The organism is Halomonas alkaliantarctica, from assembly GCF_029854215.1.
In the GTDB taxonomy this organism is placed as follows: Bacteria; Pseudomonadota; Gammaproteobacteria; order Pseudomonadales; family Halomonadaceae; genus Vreelandella; species Vreelandella alkaliantarctica_A.
Window position 1 is genome coordinate 1,799,220 of the sequence record NZ_CP122961.1, and the last position, 17,883, is coordinate 1,817,102.

15 protein-coding genes are annotated in these 17,883 nt (G+C 54.0%); 5 read left to right on the forward strand and 10 right to left on the reverse strand.

What is annotated here, in order from left to right:
- Window positions 1-5 precede the first annotated feature (5 nt).
- A complete protein-coding gene (locus QEN58_RS08115; RefSeq protein ID WP_280106600.1) occupies window positions 6-443 on the forward strand; it encodes a hypothetical protein in 438 nt (145 codons plus the stop codon).
- A 68-nt stretch (window positions 444-511) separates the two neighbouring features.
- Here QEN58_RS08115 and QEN58_RS08120 read toward each other — a convergent pair whose 3' ends face one another.
- The 3 genes from QEN58_RS08120 to QEN58_RS08130 all read right to left on the reverse strand — a co-directional run bounded on the left by QEN58_RS08120 (window position 512) and on the right by QEN58_RS08130 (window position 3,681).
- Window positions 512-1,927, reverse strand: a complete 1,416-nt coding sequence (locus QEN58_RS08120) for an amidase (protein ID WP_280106601.1) — start codon at window positions 1,925-1,927, stop codon at window positions 512-514.
- Between the two features lie 112 nt (window positions 1,928-2,039).
- Entirely contained in the window at window positions 2,040-2,882 is an 843-nt protein-coding gene (nfo, locus tag QEN58_RS08125) for a deoxyribonuclease IV (protein ID WP_280106602.1), read from the reverse strand.
- Window positions 2,883-2,925: 43 nt separating this feature from the next.
- Window positions 2,926-3,681 carry a glycerophosphodiester phosphodiesterase family protein gene (locus tag QEN58_RS08130; RefSeq protein WP_280106603.1) on the reverse strand — a complete coding sequence of 252 codons (756 nt, stop codon included), beginning with the start codon at window positions 3,679-3,681 and terminating at the stop codon, window positions 2,926-2,928.
- A gap of 226 nt (window positions 3,682-3,907) precedes the next feature.
- Here QEN58_RS08130 and QEN58_RS08135 point away from each other — a divergent pair, with 226 nt between their 5' ends.
- The 4 genes from QEN58_RS08135 (at window position 3,908) to glpK (ending at window position 9,723) form a co-directional block, all read left to right on the forward strand.
- On the forward strand, window positions 3,908-4,885 hold the full coding sequence (locus QEN58_RS08135) for an NADPH:quinone reductase (RefSeq protein WP_280106604.1): 978 nt from the start codon (window positions 3,908-3,910) through the stop codon (window positions 4,883-4,885).
- Window positions 4,886-5,272: 387 nt separating this feature from the next.
- Window positions 5,273-7,231, forward strand: coding sequence for an SLC13 family permease (locus QEN58_RS08140; protein ID WP_280106605.1), 1,959 nt, complete (start codon window positions 5,273-5,275; stop codon window positions 7,229-7,231).
- A 125-nt stretch (window positions 7,232-7,356) separates the two neighbouring features.
- Window positions 7,357-8,115, forward strand: a complete 759-nt coding sequence (locus tag QEN58_RS08145; RefSeq protein ID WP_280106606.1) for a DeoR/GlpR family transcriptional regulator — start codon at window positions 7,357-7,359, stop codon at window positions 8,113-8,115.
- 123 nt (window positions 8,116-8,238) lie between these two features.
- Window positions 8,239-9,723 (forward strand): glycerol kinase GlpK, encoded by a 1,485-nt coding sequence (gene glpK, locus QEN58_RS08150; RefSeq protein ID WP_280106607.1) that lies wholly within the window; start codon window positions 8,239-8,241, stop codon window positions 9,721-9,723.
- A gap of 72 nt (window positions 9,724-9,795) precedes the next feature.
- Here glpK and QEN58_RS08155 read toward each other — a convergent pair whose 3' ends face one another.
- From QEN58_RS08155 to QEN58_RS08185, 7 genes are all read right to left on the reverse strand, one after another.
- Window positions 9,796-11,439 (reverse strand): glycerol-3-phosphate dehydrogenase/oxidase, encoded by a 1,644-nt coding sequence (locus tag QEN58_RS08155; RefSeq protein ID WP_280106608.1) that lies wholly within the window; start codon window positions 11,437-11,439, stop codon window positions 9,796-9,798.
- Window positions 11,440-11,561: 122 nt separating this feature from the next.
- On the reverse strand, window positions 11,562-13,328 hold the full coding sequence (locus QEN58_RS08160) for an ABC transporter substrate-binding protein (protein WP_280106609.1): 1,767 nt from the start codon (window positions 13,326-13,328) through the stop codon (window positions 11,562-11,564).
- Between the two features lie 93 nt (window positions 13,329-13,421).
- Window positions 13,422-13,694: a DUF2160 domain-containing protein gene (locus QEN58_RS08165; RefSeq protein ID WP_280106610.1), complete on the reverse strand. Its 273-nt coding sequence runs from the start codon at window positions 13,692-13,694 to the stop codon at window positions 13,422-13,424.
- 12 nt (window positions 13,695-13,706) lie between these two features.
- Window positions 13,707-14,603, reverse strand: coding sequence for a carbohydrate ABC transporter permease (locus QEN58_RS08170; protein ID WP_280106611.1), 897 nt, complete (start codon window positions 14,601-14,603; stop codon window positions 13,707-13,709).
- A 1-nt stretch (window position 14,604) separates the two neighbouring features.
- A complete protein-coding gene (locus QEN58_RS08175) occupies window positions 14,605-15,489 on the reverse strand; it encodes a carbohydrate ABC transporter permease (protein ID WP_280106612.1) in 885 nt (294 codons plus the stop codon).
- Entirely contained in the window at window positions 15,482-16,582 is a 1,101-nt protein-coding gene (locus QEN58_RS08180; RefSeq protein WP_280106613.1) for an ABC transporter ATP-binding protein, read from the reverse strand. The genes QEN58_RS08175 and QEN58_RS08180 overlap by 8 nt, the downstream gene beginning before the upstream one ends.
- Window positions 16,575-17,672, reverse strand: a complete 1,098-nt coding sequence (locus QEN58_RS08185; RefSeq protein ID WP_280106614.1) for an ABC transporter ATP-binding protein — start codon at window positions 17,670-17,672, stop codon at window positions 16,575-16,577. Before QEN58_RS08185 ends, QEN58_RS08180 begins: the two co-directional genes overlap by 8 nt.
- Window positions 17,673-17,883: the final 211 nt, after the last annotated feature.

Here is a 17,883-nt window from a genome sequence, read left to right on the forward strand (position 1 = left end):
CCTTCATGCACCAAGCAGTTCGTCGCTGGTTGACTGGCGCCGTCATTGGCGCTTCCATCGTGTCACTGAGTGGTTGCGGTACGCTTTTTCACCCAGAGCGTAAGGGCCAAATGAGCGGTGATATTGATCCGGTCATTGCTGTCGCTAATGGGGTTGGCTTGCTGTTCTTTATCGTACCCGGAGTGATCGCTTATGCCGTGGATTTCTCTAATGGCACCATCTATTTGCCGGGCCGCAACAACGCCTCATCAGTAGATGTTCACCACTTAGACGACGCTATGGATGTAGCCTCTCTGGAAAAACTGCTCTCTGAAACAGCCGGTCAGCCGGTGAGCCTAGAGAGCGAGTTGGTCATGATTGAAGAGATGAGTAGCCTGGATGAAGCGTTGGCTATGGTGCGCATGTCGGGCGTGCTAGACCAAGAAAAGCTTTCGGCGATGTAACGCCCTATCGACCGCTAAAACCCAGCCGAGCGCTAAACTTTGCTGGGTTTTTTTATGCTGATCAGCTGTTAAGCATATTGTGCAGGGTTGGGCACGCTGGGAAAACGTGGTGGGTGTGCTTCCATGTAGGCGTGGCAGGCGCGCAGAACCCGCACATCATCAAATTTACCCCCCGCAAGCTGAAAACCTACCGGCAACCCGTTGTCGGTAAAACCGCAGGGTACCGATGCTGCAGGCTGCTGGCTGAGGTTGAACGGGTAGCTAAAGGGTGCCCACTCTTCCCAGTCCCGCATATCACTGCCCGGGGGAACTTCCTGGTTAATTTCAAACGGCGGAATAGCCACCGAGGGCGTCATCAGCAGGTGGTATTCTTGGTTAAAGTGCTCCAAGCACTGGGTTAATTCAGCACGATCTGCCAAGGCACGAAACAGTTCAACGGCTTTCCAGGGTTCGGCCTCACGGGCATTGGCCACCATGCCTGAATCCAGGAGCGTACGCTGATGGTTATCCATTTGAGACCACTGCTCTAGAGAGGCGGTAAACCAAAGCTTGCGGAAGGTATCCAATGGTGATGAAAAGCCGGGATGCACTTCGACAACTTCCGCGCCTAACGCCTCCAGCCTGCCGGCCGCTTCGCGCACGCGTTCGGCAATCTGGGGGTCTACCTTGGCGTAGCCAAGATCGGCGGAGTAGCCAATCCGCAGCCCGGTTAAGCCTTTATCCAAATCTACGCCCCAGCATTCTGGCTGACCGCGGGTGGCATAAGGGTCACGGTAGTCGTAGCGGCCCATCACATTGAGCATGCTGACGGCGTCGCGCACGGTACGTGTTAGCGGCCCCAAGTGCGATAAGCTGGGCTCTTTAGCCGGCGGCCATTGGGGCGTCCAGCCAAAGGTGGGTTTGAAGCCAAAGACGCCGGTGAACGCCGCCGGGATGCGTATGGAGCCGCCTGAATCGCCGCCCTGGTGCAGCACACCCATATTGAGCGCGGCGGCAGCGGCGGCCCCGCCGGAAGAGCCGCCGGGGGTTAAGCGTGTATCCCAGGGGTTAGCCGTGGCGCCAAAGACACGGTTGTCGGTGACTGCTTTCCAGCCAAATTCGGGTGTGTTGGTTTTGCCTAGCAGGATGGCCCCCGCTTCACGTAGCATGCGCGCTGGAGGCGCATCGGTGTCGCATAACGCGTCAGAAGTGGTGAGCGAGCCTTCCCTGCAGGGCATGCCCGCCACTTGGGTCAGGTCTTTAAGCGATACCGGCACCCCATCAATGGGGCTTAGCTGCTTGCCTTGACCCCATCGCCGTGCCGAGGCTTTGGCCGCCGATTCTGCACCTTCAGCATCCACATATACATAGGCGTTAACATCTGGATTGAAGCGCTCGATTCGCTCAAGGGCGGCACGGGTCGCTTCTAGCGGAGAGGCCTCTCTGCTTTCAAACAAGTGAGCTAGTGTCTGGGCATCTAAACTGCCGAGATCGGTATCGCTCATTGCACACTCCTTACGTAGGCTGGGGCTTGGGTAAAGGAGTTTAAGCGTAGGCAAGCATTGCCGGGCGTGCAAAAAACCGCTGCACCGCAGGATGACACTATGAAATTATCGCTTAGGCGTTTTGAGCGCGTAGCCAGGCTATTTCATCGGCCCATATCTCGGGTTCGATGGTCTCCAGGATCATTGGAATGCCGTTAATCCGCTGTTCCTGCATAATGGTGGTAAAAGCGGGCAGGCCGATGTTGCCTTTGCCCAGGCTATGGTGGCGATCTACGCGGCTGGCAAGGTTGCTTTTGGCATCGTTTAAATGCATGCCACGCAGATACTCAAAGCCCACCACGCTACCTAACTCATCGAGCGTTGCCTGGGTGGCCTCTGCCGTGCGCAAATCATAGCCCGCCGCGAAGGCGTGGCAGGTGTCAATACACACCCCCACGCGAGTTTTATCGTCCACGTGGGCAATGATTTCGGCTAAATGCTCGAAGCGCCAGCCCAGGTTAGTGCCTTGCCCAGCGGTATTTTCAATCACCGCCGTAACCCCCTGGGTATGCGTTAACGCTTCGTTAACGGACTCAGCGATACGCTTTAAGCAGTCGCTTTCGCTGATTTTGTTCAAATGGCTGCCAGGGTGGAAATTAAGCAGCGTCAGTCCCAGTTGCTCGCAGCGCTGCATTTCATCTAGAAACGCATCCCGGGATTTGCGCAGGCCTTCCTGCTCGGGGTGGCCGAGATTAATCAGATAGCTGTCGTGGGGCAAAATCTGCTCTGAAGAGAAGTTGTGCTCGGTGCAGGCATCACGAAAGGCTTGAATTGCCTCATCGGTTAGCGGCTTGCCTTTCCACTGACGCTGATTTTTGGTGAATAGCGCAAAGGCATCCGCGCCGATTTCCACCGCCCGGTGAACGGCTTGGTCTGCGCCGCCAGCGGCGCTCACATGGGCTCCTAGGTACTTCACGGTGGACTCCTTGTCAGTGTTTGAACGTATCACGCTTTACTGGTCAATGGCTGTCTAAAAAACGTTTGAACGCGGCTGGTTCATCGGTGATGACACTGCCGATACCCCACTCCCAGCGGCTATGGAAAGCACTGGGGTCATTGGCGGTATAGCACAATATTTGATAGCCATCGCGCTGCATAGCATCGGCTTGGGCGCGCTTCAAGCGCGGCCAGTGAGGGTGCACGCTGAAAGCTTCAATGGCTTCGCACTGCTCACGCCAGCTTTTGGGCACGCTACTGAACAGCACACCCAGGGCCAGCCGGTCCTTGCTGGCAAATTGACGGCAGTGGCCAAGAGCAGCGGCACTGAAGGAGGAGATAATCAAGCGCTCTGGGGGAAGAGTATCGAGCATCTCCGGCAGTGCACGCCCCACCAGCGCGATGGGGTCGCGGCCTTTATTGACCTTGATTTCCATATTGACGCCCATTTTCAGCTCGTTAAGCAGAGCCAACATCTCGCTAAGGCTAGGCATCTTCTCACCCGCAAAGCGATCATCGAACCACCCCCCGGCATCCAGTGTTTGGGCCTTGGCCCAATTCATTGAGGCGAGTCTGCCTCGCCCGTTTGAACAGCGTGCGACATCGCCGTCGTGCCAAATCACCGGGGTGCCGTCACCCAATAGCTGCACATCCAGCTCTACCCATGTGGCTCCCGCTTGATGAGCGGCGCGCACCGCCGCTAGGGTATTTTCAGGGGCAGCGGCGGAGTAGCCGCGGTGGGCGATCAGCGCGGGGAGTTGAATAGCGGGATGCGTCATGACAAATCTCTAAGCCTTAGACGATAAAAGAGCACTAATACTAGCATGGGCACATGACAGCGGGATTGCATTGCCTCGCGTTCTAATGGGTAACAATACGCTAGCGTGCTAGCTTGATTTAAACGCCGCGACGCGCTTGTATAGCAGCACCTGTTGCCATGCCTGTCATTGTTCGGAGATGGCGTATCAACTGAATATTAAGCAAATTACACAATAAGGAGTCCTAATGTCTCAGCGTATTCAATTTGCCCACACCGGCGGATCTGAAGTGCTTGAACTGGTCGACGTTTCCCCAACTGAACCCGGCCAGGGGGAAGTGCGTATCGCCAATAAGGCTGTCGGTCTTAATTTTATCGATATCTATTTCCGCACCGGGCTTTACCCAGCTCCCTCTATGCCTTCGGGGCTAGGCACCGAAGGCGCAGGCGTAGTCGATGCGGTTGGCGAAGGGGTGACACACTTAAACGTTGGCGATCGCGTGGCTTATGCCCAAGGCCCTTTGGGCGCCTACGCAGAGCTGCATGTGCTGCCTGCGGCTAAAGTGATTAAGCTCCCCGACTTCGTTGATTTCGAAACCGCTGCGGCGAGTATGCTCAAGGGGCTCACCGTGCAGTATCTGCTACGCCAAACCTATGAATTGAAAGGTGGCGAAACCATTCTGTTTCATGCCGCAGCGGGTGGCGTTGGTTCGATTGCCTGCCAGTGGGCGAAGTCACTAGGCGTTAAGCTGATCGGCACAGTCAGTTCACAGGAAAAAGCGGATCTAGCCATGGCCAACGGTGCCTGGGCGACCATTAATTACAGCGAAGAGAACGTGGTGGAGCGCGTACGCGAGCTGACCAACGGCGATATGTGCGATGTAGTGTACGACTCGGTGGGCAAAGACACCTGGGAAATGTCACTGGACTGCTTAAAGCCCCGTGGGCTGATGGTCAGCTTTGGCAACGCTTCTGGCCCGGTGGATGGCGTTAATATCGGTATTCTTAACCAGAAGGGGGCGCTCTACGTGACCCGCCCCAGCCTTAATGGCTACGCCGACACCCGCGAGCGTTTGGAAATGATGTGCGAAGAGTTTTTCGCCATGATTGAAAGCGGTAAGGTCAACATCGATATCGCTAACCGCTACCCACTTGCAGAAGCGGGCAAAGCCCAAGACGCCCTGCAAAGCCGCAAAACCACCGGGTCTACCGTTCTGTTGCCGTAGTGAGTTAGTTTTAGCCGACGGTAGAGCGTTGAGAGGAGGAACAGATTCAGCCTGAAGAGGTGGTTTGTGCCAGGGCCAGGCAGTGCCCTATTTCTCGAAGGCTGCGTGCATCGCTATAAGATGGTTATTGCTCGTATTATTGTTGAGCACCAAAAGTAAGGTAGGCGCTTTTATTAGCCCGTTTAACTCTTCGTTTTTCTACCGTTATGAAGCTCGGCTTTGCCGAGCTTTTTTACCTTTTAGTTATGTGTTTATAGGCTTTGCGTATTAAGGTTCTATACCTCTGTATAGTAAACGTCTAATGTGCAGAAGAAATTGCCATGTTAATGCGTGGCGAGCAACTATCGCGGGTGAACTTTCAAACGCCAGCAAGGGAGTGAGAAAAGGATGTCGGCTGAGGACATAAGTGTTGAGGGCTCAAGCGCTGAGGGCTCCGGTATTGAAAACGTTAGTATTGAAGCATTGGATCTTGGCTGGTTAACGCTTACACCTAGCACACTGGTGTTTATCGTACTTGGACTAACGCTCGCCGCGTTTATCTGGGGCCGCTTTCGTTATGACTTAGTGGCGCTGGCTGCGTTGTTGGGGTCGGTCATGCTTGGGCTTGTGCCAGCCGAAAGCGCTTTTGCTGGTTTCGGCCATCCGGCGGTGATTACCGTGGCCGCTGTATTGGTGCTTAGCCGTGGATTTGAGCGCTCGGGAGTGGTGGATATTATTGCCAACCAAGTGCTTAAGGTGGGGGAGAACCTGCTGCTCCAACTTCTGGTGCTGGTGGGAACCATTGTTTTGCTGTCGGGCATTATGAATAACGTGGGTGCCCTGGCGCTGTTGTTACCAGTGGCCATGCGGCTTGCTCGAGAACACAATACTTCGCCTTCTTTACTGCTGATGCCGTTGGCATTTGGTTCTTTGCTCGGGGGACTGACAACGTTAATTGGCACCCCACCGAATATCATTATTTCCAGTTATCGCCGGGATGTAACGGGCGAGGCGTTTAGTATGTTTAGCTTTTCGCCCGTGGGCATTGCGGTAGCACTGGCGGGGTTAGCGTTTATCGTTCTGGTGGGCTGGCGCTTGACGCCTAAGCGTAGCGGCCAAGCTTCCACGGATGAAATGTTCGATACCGCCAACTATTTAGTCGAGTTGAAAGTAGGCGAAGAGTCGAAAGCTAAAGGCTTAACATTACAGCAGTTGCGCGACGAACTGGACGAAACCATCCCCGTCTTAGCGGTGGTGCGCGATGACAACCGTCGGGCTGGCTATAATTTCCACGGGGCCTTGGAGGAGGGCGATATTCTGTTGTTAGAGGCAGGGCCTGATGAGCTCCAGATGCTGGAAGACAAGGTGGGGCTTAGCGCGATCGCTGAACTGGAGGAGGAATCCGATGGCGATCCAGAAGTGAACGATGCTGAGCATCCAGCTAGGCACAAAGATGCAGATAAGGCAAAAAAGAAAGACGCTGCACAGGATCAACAGTCCGTTGATATCGAGGGCCTGCAGTTGGTCGAAGCCGTCGTTCGCAATGACTCGATGATGATTAACCGCAGCGTACGCCAGCTACGCTTGAACCATCAGTTTGGTCTCCATCTGGTAGCGGTTGCCCGTGACGGTGGACGTCTGAAACAGCGGTTGCGGGATATTCGTTTTAAAAACGGCGATGTTTTGCTGCTCCAGGGCAGTGAAAATGAAATTGCGGATAGCTTAGCCTCGCTGGGCTGTCTGCCACTAGCGAGCCGCGAATTGCACCTGGGCCAGCCTCGCAAGCTGGCTATATCCATTGCCATTTTTGCTTTGGCGATCGTGGCCATGCTGTTTGATCTACTCCCGGCTGCTGTGGCCATGAGCACTGCTGCACTGATTTCGCTACTAATTGGCGTATTACCATTACGAGAGGGGTATCAAGCTATTGATGGCCCCGTCATAGTGCTGCTAGCCGCGATGATACCCGTGGGTGAGGCATTAGAAACCAGCGGCGGCGCGGACTTGATTGCCAACGCCCTGTTGGGCTTTGGCAGCGACTGGCCGGTGGTCGTTACGATGATTGTCCTATTTTTACTCTCGATGCTGCTCTCTAACGTGGTCAACAATGCGGCGGCTGCGCTGCTGATGGCGCCTATTGCGGTGAGCTTAGCCAATGGCTTTGATGTCTCACTCGACCCGTTTTTGATGGTAGTGGCTGTTAGCGCTTCCTGTGCATTTTTAACCCCTATCGGGCACCAATCCAATACGCTGGTGCTAGGGCCTGGTGGCTACCGCTTTGGCGATTATTGGAAGCTAGGCCTGCCGCTGTCGCTAGCCGTGCTGGTGGTTGCTATCCCCATGATTTTATTGGTATGGCCTCTATAATAAGCGATATCACCGTTCGGTCTGTCGGTTCGGTGTCAGCCGAATTGCGTGATCAAAGCTATTAGATTTCGAAAATTTTGCTAGATTATGTTCAGATATCAACAAAAATCGAACAGGCTGGGCTTATGAATCAACAATTTCGTCAGGATGCCATTGTCGAGCTGGTTCGTCAGTGCGGCTATATGAGCATCGAGCAGCTCACCGATCATTTCGCTGTGACACCGCAAACCATCCGACGTGATTTGAATACCCTGGCTGATGAAGGTCGGGTTCGGCGAGTTCATGGCGGGGTGGGGATCGAGTCGAGTACGGTGAATACCGCCTACAGCACGCGCAAGACACTGCATCTGGAAGAGAAAGAGCGTATTGCCCGCTGCTTAGCCCAGCACATTCCTAATCACTCCTCACTGTTTATTAATATCGGCACCAGCAATGAAGTGATTGCTCAAGCGCTGCTAGAGCACCAGGGCCTTGAGATCATTACCAATAACCTTAACGTTGCCGCCATATTGCAGCATAAAGAGGATTTCACCGTGATTATCGCCGGTGGGCAGGTGCGCTCTCGCGACGGCGGCATTATCGGTGAAGCCACAATCGACTTTATAAATCAGTTCAAGGTGGACTACGGCATTATCGGTATCAGCGGTATCGACGAGGATGGCTCGCTGCTGGAATTTGACTACCAGGAAGTTCGCGTTGCTCAAGCGATTATTGCCAATTCGCGGCGTATTTATTTGGCGGCAGATTACTCTAAATTTCATCGTAATCCGGTCGTGCGGCAAGGCAATCTGGAACAGCTGGATGCGCTATTTACCGACCGCAAACCGCCAGAAGCAATTCAGCGCTTGCTGACGCAACACGATGTGGCGCTGTACATTGCTTGATGAGATCGCTTAATGAGCCAGTTTCAGCCTTGAGCATTTCAGGCGGCTAGAGTAGCCTTGAATCATAATAAAGCGAAAGTAAGTATACAAAATCGAAAGACAATACAACAAAGTGAACTCGATATGTCCTCTTTTATACTCGCCATTGATCAAGGTACCACCAGTTCCCGCGCCATTCTGTTTGACCGCCAAGGCCAGGTGACCGCTGTTGCCCAGCAGGAATTCACTCAGCACTTTCCCCACGACGGATGGATTGAGCACAACCCCGAAGATATTTGGGACACAGTGGTAGCGACCTGCCGGGATGTGATGCACAACGCAGAGGTTACCGCCGACCAAATAGCCGGAATCGGCATTACCAACCAGCGGGAAACCACTATTCTGTGGGATCGGAAAACGGGTAAACCCCTCTATAACGCCATCGTTTGGCAGGATCGTCGCACCTCAGATTTGTGCCAATCGCTGCGTGATAAAGGTCACACCGATGTCGTTCAGGCTAAAACGGGCCTGTTGATTGACCCCTACTTTTCAGCTACCAAGCTTGCCTGGATACTGGACAACGTTGAGGGCGCACGGCAGCTTGCAGAGCGGGGCGAGCTGGCGTTCGGAACGGTAGATAGCTTTTTAATCTGGCGGCTGACCGGTGGGCAGCAGCATGTTACCGATGCCACCAACGCTTCCCGTACGGCGCTGTTTAATATCCATACCCAGGAGTGGGATGAAGAGCTGCTGACGCTGTTTAATATCCCCGCGAATCTTATGCCGGACGTGAAAGATTCCAGCGATGATTTTGGCACCACCGAAACGCACTGGCTGGGCGCTGCACTGCCCATTGCTGGAGTAGCGGGGGACCAGCAGGCTGCTTTAGTGGGGCAGGCGTGCTTTCAACCGGGGATGGGTAAAAGTACCTACGGTACCGGCTGTTTTATGATTGTGAATACCGGCGAAACCCCGTCTCTGTCGCGCAATCGTCTGCTGACCACCATTGGCTACCGGCTTAACGGCAAGCCGACCTACGCCATGGAGGGCAGTATTTTCGTAGCGGGGGCGACGGTGCAGTGGTTGCGTGACGGCTTGAACCTGTTTGCCGATGCCTCGGAAACCGAAGCCTTGGCCCAGGAGACCCGTAGCGGCCACAGCGTTTATCTGGTGCCCGCCTTTACCGGCCTAGGCGCCCCGCACTGGGACCCCAAAGCACGCGGCGCTATTTTTGGGTTAACCCGCGATACCGGTATTGCTGAAATAGTCGCCGCAGGCCTGCAGGCGGTGTGCTATCAAACCCGCGACCTGCAGCACTGCATGAACGACGATATGGAGGCCCCTCCGGGCACTTTACGTGTCGACGGCGGCATGGTGAAAAACAGCTGGGTAATGCAGTTTCTTGCCGATATGCTGGGAGTTCAGGTAGATCGTCCCACCATCTTGGAAACCACCGCGCTGGGAGCTGCGTACTTGGCCGGGCTGCGTCTCGGCTGGTATCAAACACTGGAAGAGATCGAGCAGCTGTGGCGCTGCGAGAAAAGCTTTATGCCTGCGATGGAGGAGACCACTCGTGAGCAGCTGTATCAGGGCTGGCTGGATGCCGTTTCACGCGTGCGTTCTACCTAGATCAGGATCAGAAAAAAACGTGCCCCCTCATTAGTTGAGGGGGCTTTTTTTAAGTTTAATCACTGAATAATGTCAAACCGTAGATGAAGAAGTAGGCGGCAACGCGGTATCGCGGTTTTGTTCAAAATAGCAGTTAAAACGCTCGTCCGCATCGTCGCCAAACAGCACGCGACACGCCTCTTTTAACCCTGTTGACTGGCGTAACTGCTCGTGAGGTACCACCAGCGAAACTTTGGCACGACGGCGCAGGAAATCCTCAAGCTGGGTGATCATCTCGTGATCACGAGCATGCTCAATCTCACAGCGGATATATTCAGTGCCTTCAATTAAAATTTCGCCCTGAGCGGGATCCTGACGAATTTTCTCTAGCATCTGGATGGCTTGATCAGCGTAGCGCCGCCACAAGCGAGTGGAGAGCAGCTCCGATGAGGTAGAAGCGGTCATGGCATCCAGGTTCATACGCTTGGCTTGATCCATAAACTGCTGTTTCACTGGCTTGGGCGGTTCGCCGTACCACTGAAAGTTGGGGTCAGATAATGAAACGCCCAGTCGGCTCATCTCTTCGGCAATCTCATCGCCAACGTTCAAGCAGTCGGTCAGTTTGCCGCCAAAAATGCTGATATGGGCGCTTTCGATATTGGTGTCGACCACGTGCTTGCGAGAGAGCTGTAGAAAGTCGCGGTCATCGCCCTGATCATCTTTGATAGCTAATGGCCGTACGCCGCAACGCGTTGAGATAATGTCATCCTGGGTAAGCGGTTTAGCTAGGGTTAGGCGCTTATTGATATTTTCCAGCACAAAGGCGATATCGTCAGCGGTAACGTCCACCTCTGGGTGCTCCATATGGGTATCGGTGGTTCCGATACAGGTGCGATTGCCCATCGGTATTACAAAAAACAGTCTTCCATCGTCGGCAAAAAATGCCAGCACCCGTTGAGAGTCGGTTAGCTGCGGAACGATGAGGTGAATGCCCTTGGAGTAGAGGTGATGATGGGTAGTTTTTTGGCCGGTCAGCTCGTTGTGCTGGTCCACCCAGGGACCTGCGGCGTTGATCAACACCTTGGCACGGATATCGAAGGTGTTGCCATCCATCACGTTGCGCGCTTTGGTCACCCATAGGTCGCCGTCGCGCTCGGCGCCGAGTGACTCGACGTAGTTGGCGGCAATCGCCCCATAATTGAGCGCGTGGCGGACAAAGTTGAACACAAACCGGGCGTCGTTATCGTGAAGGTAGGCGTCGGAGTACTCAAAGCCTCCAACCGAGCCCTCAACATCAATAATCGGTTCTTGCTGCTTAATCTTGTTCGGCGAGAGCAGGCGCGGTAGTTTCGTGAAGCCGTTGCCCATCAGCCAATAAAGCCAGGTGCCCGCCCACAAGTAGCGCGGTGAATGGCGGAAACCTTTTGAAATAGTGGTCAGGAAGCGAATCTCCTGCACCGTAGAAGGATAACTCTTTATCAAGTGGTTACGGCTTTTGCACAATTTGCGGACGAGTGCAAAGTCCTTGCTTTCCATGTATTTAATGCCTCCCCACACTAAGTTGGAGGAGTGCATACTGGTGCTGCCAGCGAAGTCGCCGCGATCAATCAGGGCAACTTTAGCCCCTTTACCCGCCAGCGCCGCTGCGGTGGCTGCGCCATTAATACCGCCCCCGATAATAAGGGCATCAAAGGTCTCGGTAGGTAGTTTTTCAATGTTTCGATTTCGCAGTTTCATAGCGGATCCAATTAACCAATAAATAGCCCCGTTTAAGTGGGTGTTCTCTTGTGCTCTGGCATACCGCCAATGAAACTCCTAGCAGGGCGAGCGGGAGCCCGCCCTGCTAGCGTTACGCGTCGTTACTCTTGGCGTGTACCAGCTGCCATCCAGGCTTCCATCATTTCATCGTAAGGAACGGTGGTGCCCTGCGGCATTTCATTATCTAGCTTGGCTTTCGGGGCGCCTTCCTGATCGAGCCAGAACTGAGGATCTTGCTCTTCGTTAAGTACTGGCGCATAGCTGTCGAACACGTTGGCCCGAGCCAGGCGGTTCATCGTGCTGTCCATATCCGCCGCCAGCTTATCGAGACCTTCCTGTGGCGTAACTTCACCACTCATTACTGGCGCTAGGTTTTGCCACCATAGCGGCGCCATACGTGGGTAGTCAGGTACGTTGGTGCCGGTAGGCGTCCAATTCGACTCGTTGGGGCTGCGGTAAAACTCAACTAAGCCGCCCAGCTTCGGCGCCATCTCGGTCATCTGCTCAGAGAAGATGTCAGATTCACGAATTGGCGTTAAACCGTGCATGAGTTTTTCCAGCGACACCGTTTTAGACACGGTGAATTGACCGAACAGCCATGCCGCGGTACGACGATCTTCTGGTGTTGAGTCGAAGAACGTCCATGCACCCACGTCTTGGTAGCCGACCTTCATACCCTCTTCCCAGTAAGGGCCGGTTGGGGAAGGTGCCATGCGCCACAGCGGATTGCCCTCGTCATCGGTTACCGCAACCGCGGGGTCAGTCATGTCGGCGGTAAAGGCTGTATACCAGAAAATCTGCTGGGCAATGTGTCCTTGCGCAGGCACCGGACCCGCTTCACCGAAGGTCATGCCCTGTGCTTCAGGTGGGGCAAAGTCACGTAGCCAATCGACGGCTTTTTGCATCGCAAATACCGAGGCCGGCGAGTTGGTAGCACCGCCACGGCTGACGCTAGCGCCTACCGGCTGGCTATCTTCATTGACGCGGATACCCCAGTCATCCACCGGGTTGCCAGACGGCACGCCGGGGCTGCCCATACCTGCCATCGAGAGCCAGGAGTCGTGGAAACGCCAGCCCAATGACGGGTCGCGGCGGCCATAATCCATATGGCCATACACCTTGGTTCCGTCAATTTCACCAACGTGTTCGGAAAAGAACTCGGCAATGTCTTGATAGGCTGTCCAGTTGGTGGGCACCCCTAAGTCATAGCCGTAAATCTCCCGGAACTGCTCCTGTAAATCTTCGCGTTGGAACCAGTCATGACGGAACCAGTAGAGGTTGGCAAACTGCTGGGTGGGCAGTTGATAGAGGCTGCCATCCGGCCCAGTGCCGTATTGCAAACCGATAAAGTCATCTAGATCCAGGGTGGGCAGGGTGTAGTCGGCCCATTCATTCTCCATCGCTTCAGTGAGGTTGATGGTGGTGCCATAACGAATATGCGTGCCGATGGAGTCAGTGTCGTTGACGAAGCCGTCGTAGATGCTGTTACCCGACTGCATCTGGTTCTGCATGGTATCCACCACATCACCTTCACCGATGATGTTGTGGGTCAGGTTAATGCCGGTGAGCTCACTGAAGGCTTCGGCCAACACCTCGCTTTCATAAACGTGAGTCGTGAGACCTTCGGCCACGGTTTGGATATCCATGCCGCGGAAAGGCTCAGCGGCTTTGGCAAACCACATCAGCTCTTCGATCTGCTCTTCGCGGCTAAGGGTGGAGTTTTGGAAGTGCTCATCGACCAAGCGTTCAGCGATGGCGCGGGTATCCTCTTCCTGCGCTGACAGCGTACCCGATGCCAGCAACAAGCCGGCGGCGAGAGTTGTCAGTTTGAACTTAGTCAGTCTGGACTTGTTGTAGTGCTTTTGCATGGTGACCTCGTTTTGTTGTGTTCTTCCTTGATGGCTTTGCCTTCCTTGATACCGACTAACCGCTGGCGAGCTTTTTTAAAAACCTGTTAAGGGCTATCCCCAGCGCATTAAAACCAGCAGCCATACGGCTGATACTGCTAGTGCAATCCAAATGGATAGTGAGGTGAAGCCAATCACACCCAGGTGGATATAGGCAGCCGAGAGCAGGCCGATAAACAGCCGATCCCCGCGAGTGGTAGCAATGGGTAAAAACCCTTTGCGCTCAATAGTGGGTGACAAAATTTCCCAAACCGTCATACCGGCCAGCATGGCGGCAATGGATGAAAAGAATATGGCGGTGGGCACTGTCCATACCATCCAAGACATAGCGAGATCTCCTCAGGTACGGCCCAGGGCAAAGCCCTTGGCGATATGGTTACGAACGAAGTAAACCACCAGAATGCCGGGAATAATGGTCAGTACACCGGCGGCGGCCAGGGTGCCCCAATCGATCCCCGAGGCCGTTGAAGTTCGCGTCATGATCATGCCAATGGGCTGGGCGTCGGTGGCGGTCAATGTGCGTGCCAGCAACAGCTCTACCCAGGAGAACATGAACAAGAAGAACAGCGTGACGCCAATGCCAGAGCGGATCATGGGGATAAAAATCTTGACGAAGAAGCGCGGAAAGCTGTAACCGTCGATATAGGCGGTTTCATCGATCTCCTTGGGCACACTGCTCATAAAACCCTCTAAAATCCAAATAGCCAGCGGGATATTGAACAGGCAGTGAGCCAGCGCTACGGCGATGTGGGTATCGAACAGGCCCACAGAGTAGTAGAGCTGGAAGTAGGGCAGCAAAAACACCGCAGGTGGCGCCATTAGGTTGGTTAACAGCCAGAAAAACAGGTGCTTGTCGCCGATAAAGGTGTAACGACTGAAGGCGTAGGCGGCCGGTAATGCCACGCTGATGGTGATGAGCATATTCATCGCCACATAGAGCATCGAGTTGACGTAGCCCATGTACCAGCTTGAGTCGGTAAAAATGCCGATGTAGTTATCAAAGGTAAGGTTCTGGGGCCACAGCGTCATAGAGCCGAGAATTTCGCTGTTGGTCTGGAGCGACATATTGATCAGCCAGTAAATGGGCAAAATCATCAGCGCCAGATAAAGGCCCAGCAGCAGACGCGAGCGCCAGTGCGCACGGGCAGTGCGGTTACGCCGCTTTGCGGGTGAAACCTTGCTAAAAATCGTGTTGTACTTTTCACCGCGCTGGGTATTTTCGAGTTGATAGCTCATGTTAAGCACCTCCATGCGGCGGTTTGTCTTTCTGCATATTCATGATCGTGGTGTAGAACACCCAGCTCACCAGCAGAATGACCAGGAAGTAGATCAGCGAGAACGCTGCAGAAGGGCCTAAGTCCTGTTGGCCGACTGCCATGGTGGTCAGCGATTGACTTAAAAAGGTGGTGGCGCTGCCCGGTCCGCCACCCGTCAGTACAAAGGGTTCGGCGTAGATCATAAAGGAGTGCATAAAGCGCAGAAGCACAGCGATTACCAGCACGTTGGTTAGCTTAGGTAGCTGGATATAGCGGAAAATCGCCCACTTAGACGCACGGTCAATACGTGCTGCTTGGTAATAGGCCTCGGGAATCGAGCGCAGGCCGCTGTAGCACAGCATGGCCACCAGCGGCGTCCAGTGCCACACGTCCATTAAAATGATCGTTACCCAGGCGTCGCCTGCATTACGAGTAATGTTGTATTCGATACCCAGTTCACGTAGCCCCCAGCCCATCAAGCCGATATCGCCACGGGTAAAGATTTGCCAGATACTGCCCACCACGTTCCAAGGGATTAGCAACGGTAGGGTAATCAGGATCAACACTGCCGAGGCTTGCCAGCCGCGTTTGGGCATAATCAACGCGATGCCAATCCCCAGCGGAATCTGAATGGCGAGAATGATTAGCGAGAACGAAATCTGGCGCAGAAACGCCGCCTGTAGTGCCTCGTCATTGAGCATGGTTTTAAACCACTCAGTGCCGGTAAAAAAGCTCGCGTTGGGGCCGAGCACGTCCTGCACCGAGTAGTTGACTACGGTCATCAGCGGAATGATGGCGGAGAACGCCACCAGAATGAGCATTGGCAACACAAGTAGCCAGGCACGGTTGTTATATACTTTATTCATGGCCAGCCTCCACCAAGTATTCATCGATATACAGCGCAACGTGAGCATCGTCGAAGTGCGCAAATGCAGCTTCACTGGCTGGCGGATGGCCTTCAGGCAGGCGTGCTTTAAAGGTTTGTCCTTCGAGTTTGAACGTCAGCAAAGAGTAGGTGCCCAGGTCTTGCACGCTGGTCACTTGAATCGGCACGCTATCAGCCACTTCGCTTGAGGAAATAGCGATAAACTCGGGGCGTATACCCAGCTTAATGTTGTTAGAGCTAGCATTGGCGACTGCGTGTTTCATCTGATCGCTAACCGGCAGCGGCTGTGAACCGAACATCACTTGACCGTCTCGGTGTTCCACGGCCATAAAGTTCATGCCCGGGCTGCCAATAAAGTAACCCACGAAGGTATGCGCGGGGCGCTCGAACAGCTCTCTCGGCGTGCCGAATTGAACCACTTGCCCCTCATACATCACGGCAATTTTATCCGCGAAAGTAGAGGCCTCTAGCTGATCGTGGGTCACGTAAATCATGGTGATGTTAAAGCGCTCGTGAATCTCTTTGAGCTTGCGGCGAAGTTTCCACTTAAGCTGCGGGTCGATAACGGTAAGCGGTTCATCAAACAGGATGGCCGTGACGTCATCGCGCACCAGCCCGCGACCCATGGAGACTTTCTGCTTCTCATCGGCGGTTAAGTTTTTGGCTTTGCGATCCAACAGGGGTGTCAATTCAAGGATATCAGCGACTTCAAGCACCTTGGGTTTTACCCGGTACTCGGGAGTGTTCATATTGCGCAGGGGGAAGGCGAGGTTGTCGAACACCGTCATGGTGTCGTATATCACCGGAAACTGAAACACCTGGGCAATGTTGCGCTCTTCTGGGGGTAGCTCATTGACCCGCTGACCGTCGAAAAGCACGTCTCCCTCTGAGGGTTCAAGTAGGCCCGAAATAATGTTCAGGAGGGTCGATTTACCGCATCCCGATGGACCCAATAGCGCATAGGCGCCGCCCTGGTGCCATACGTGCTCCATATGGCGAATGGCGTAATCCGCGGCATCCTTAGGTGTTTTTTCATAGGAGTGCGCCAAGCCTTTTAAAGTGATCTCAGCCATGGGCAGCTCCTCCCTGATTCACAGGAATATGTACTGTGTGGCCCTGTTTATCGAAGGCGTAAAGTTGGTGGGTAGGGAAGTAAACTTTCAAGGGTTCATTAACATTAAACTGGTGAATGCCCGCTAAGTGCAGCACTAAGGGGAAACGTTCGTGGTGAACATGCAGAAAGGTTTCAGAGCCGCTAATTTCTGCTACATCCACATGCACATCTAGCGCCAGGTCATCGTCCCGCTGGGGTTGTAGAGTGAGGTGCGAAGCCCGCACGCCAAAATCATAATCGCCCGGTTCAAGGCGCTTTAGCTTGTCATCGCAAGGGAAGTGTAGCGTTTGATCGAAGGTGATCTCGGTATCGGTAAGCTGACCGGGAACGATATTGATCGGCGGCTCGGAGAACATTTCTGCGCTAAAGCGGCCATTGGGTTCGCGATAGACCTGCTCGGTGGAACCGTACTGGAGTAATTTCCCTTCATGTAGCACCGCAGTGTTACCACCCAGCGCTAGCGCTTCATTGGGCTCGGTGGTGGCATATACCGCGATGCAGTTACGCGCTTTAAACAGGTCACGTAATTCATCGCGCAGCTCTTCACGCAGTTTGTAATCCAGGTTGACCAGTGGCTCATCAAACAGAATTAAGTCAGCATCCTTAACCAGTGCGCGGCCCATGGCGGTACGCTGCTGTTGGCCGCCGGAGAGTTCCTGGGGGTAGCGTTTGAGCAGATGTTCGATATGCAGCATTTCAGCAATTTCGCCAACTCGTTTATCAATTTCGCTTTTAGGCTGCTTGGCCAGTTTAAGCGGCGAGGCAATGTTGTCGTAAACAGTGAGGCTGGGGTAGTTGATAAACTGCTGGTAGACCATGGAAACGTTTCGTTTGCGCACGGAAACGTTTGTTACGTCTTTGCCGTCCATGATGATTTTGCCGCGAGTGGGTGGCTCGAGCCCTGCCATTAGGCGCATCAAAGTGGTTTTTCCGGCGAGCGTTCGCCCAAGAAGCACGTTGAAGGAGCCTGGCTCAAGGGCTAAGTCGATCTCACTGATATGCGGCACACCGTTAACGATGTGATCGATATTTTGCAAATGTAAGGACATGCCGATCTCGCTAGCGTCATTGTTTTTGGAAATAGCGATTGGAGAGTGCTATTTAAATGCGATTTTTAGGGTTAATCGCTTTCGTTTACGAAAGGCTAGTTGATCGTTTGCGAACTTGCAACGCGTTTTTACTTCATGGGTCTACGCATTTAGGCGTAGAAAGTGAACACAAAAAAGCCGACTCCTGCGTGCCAGGAGTCGGCTGTCATTA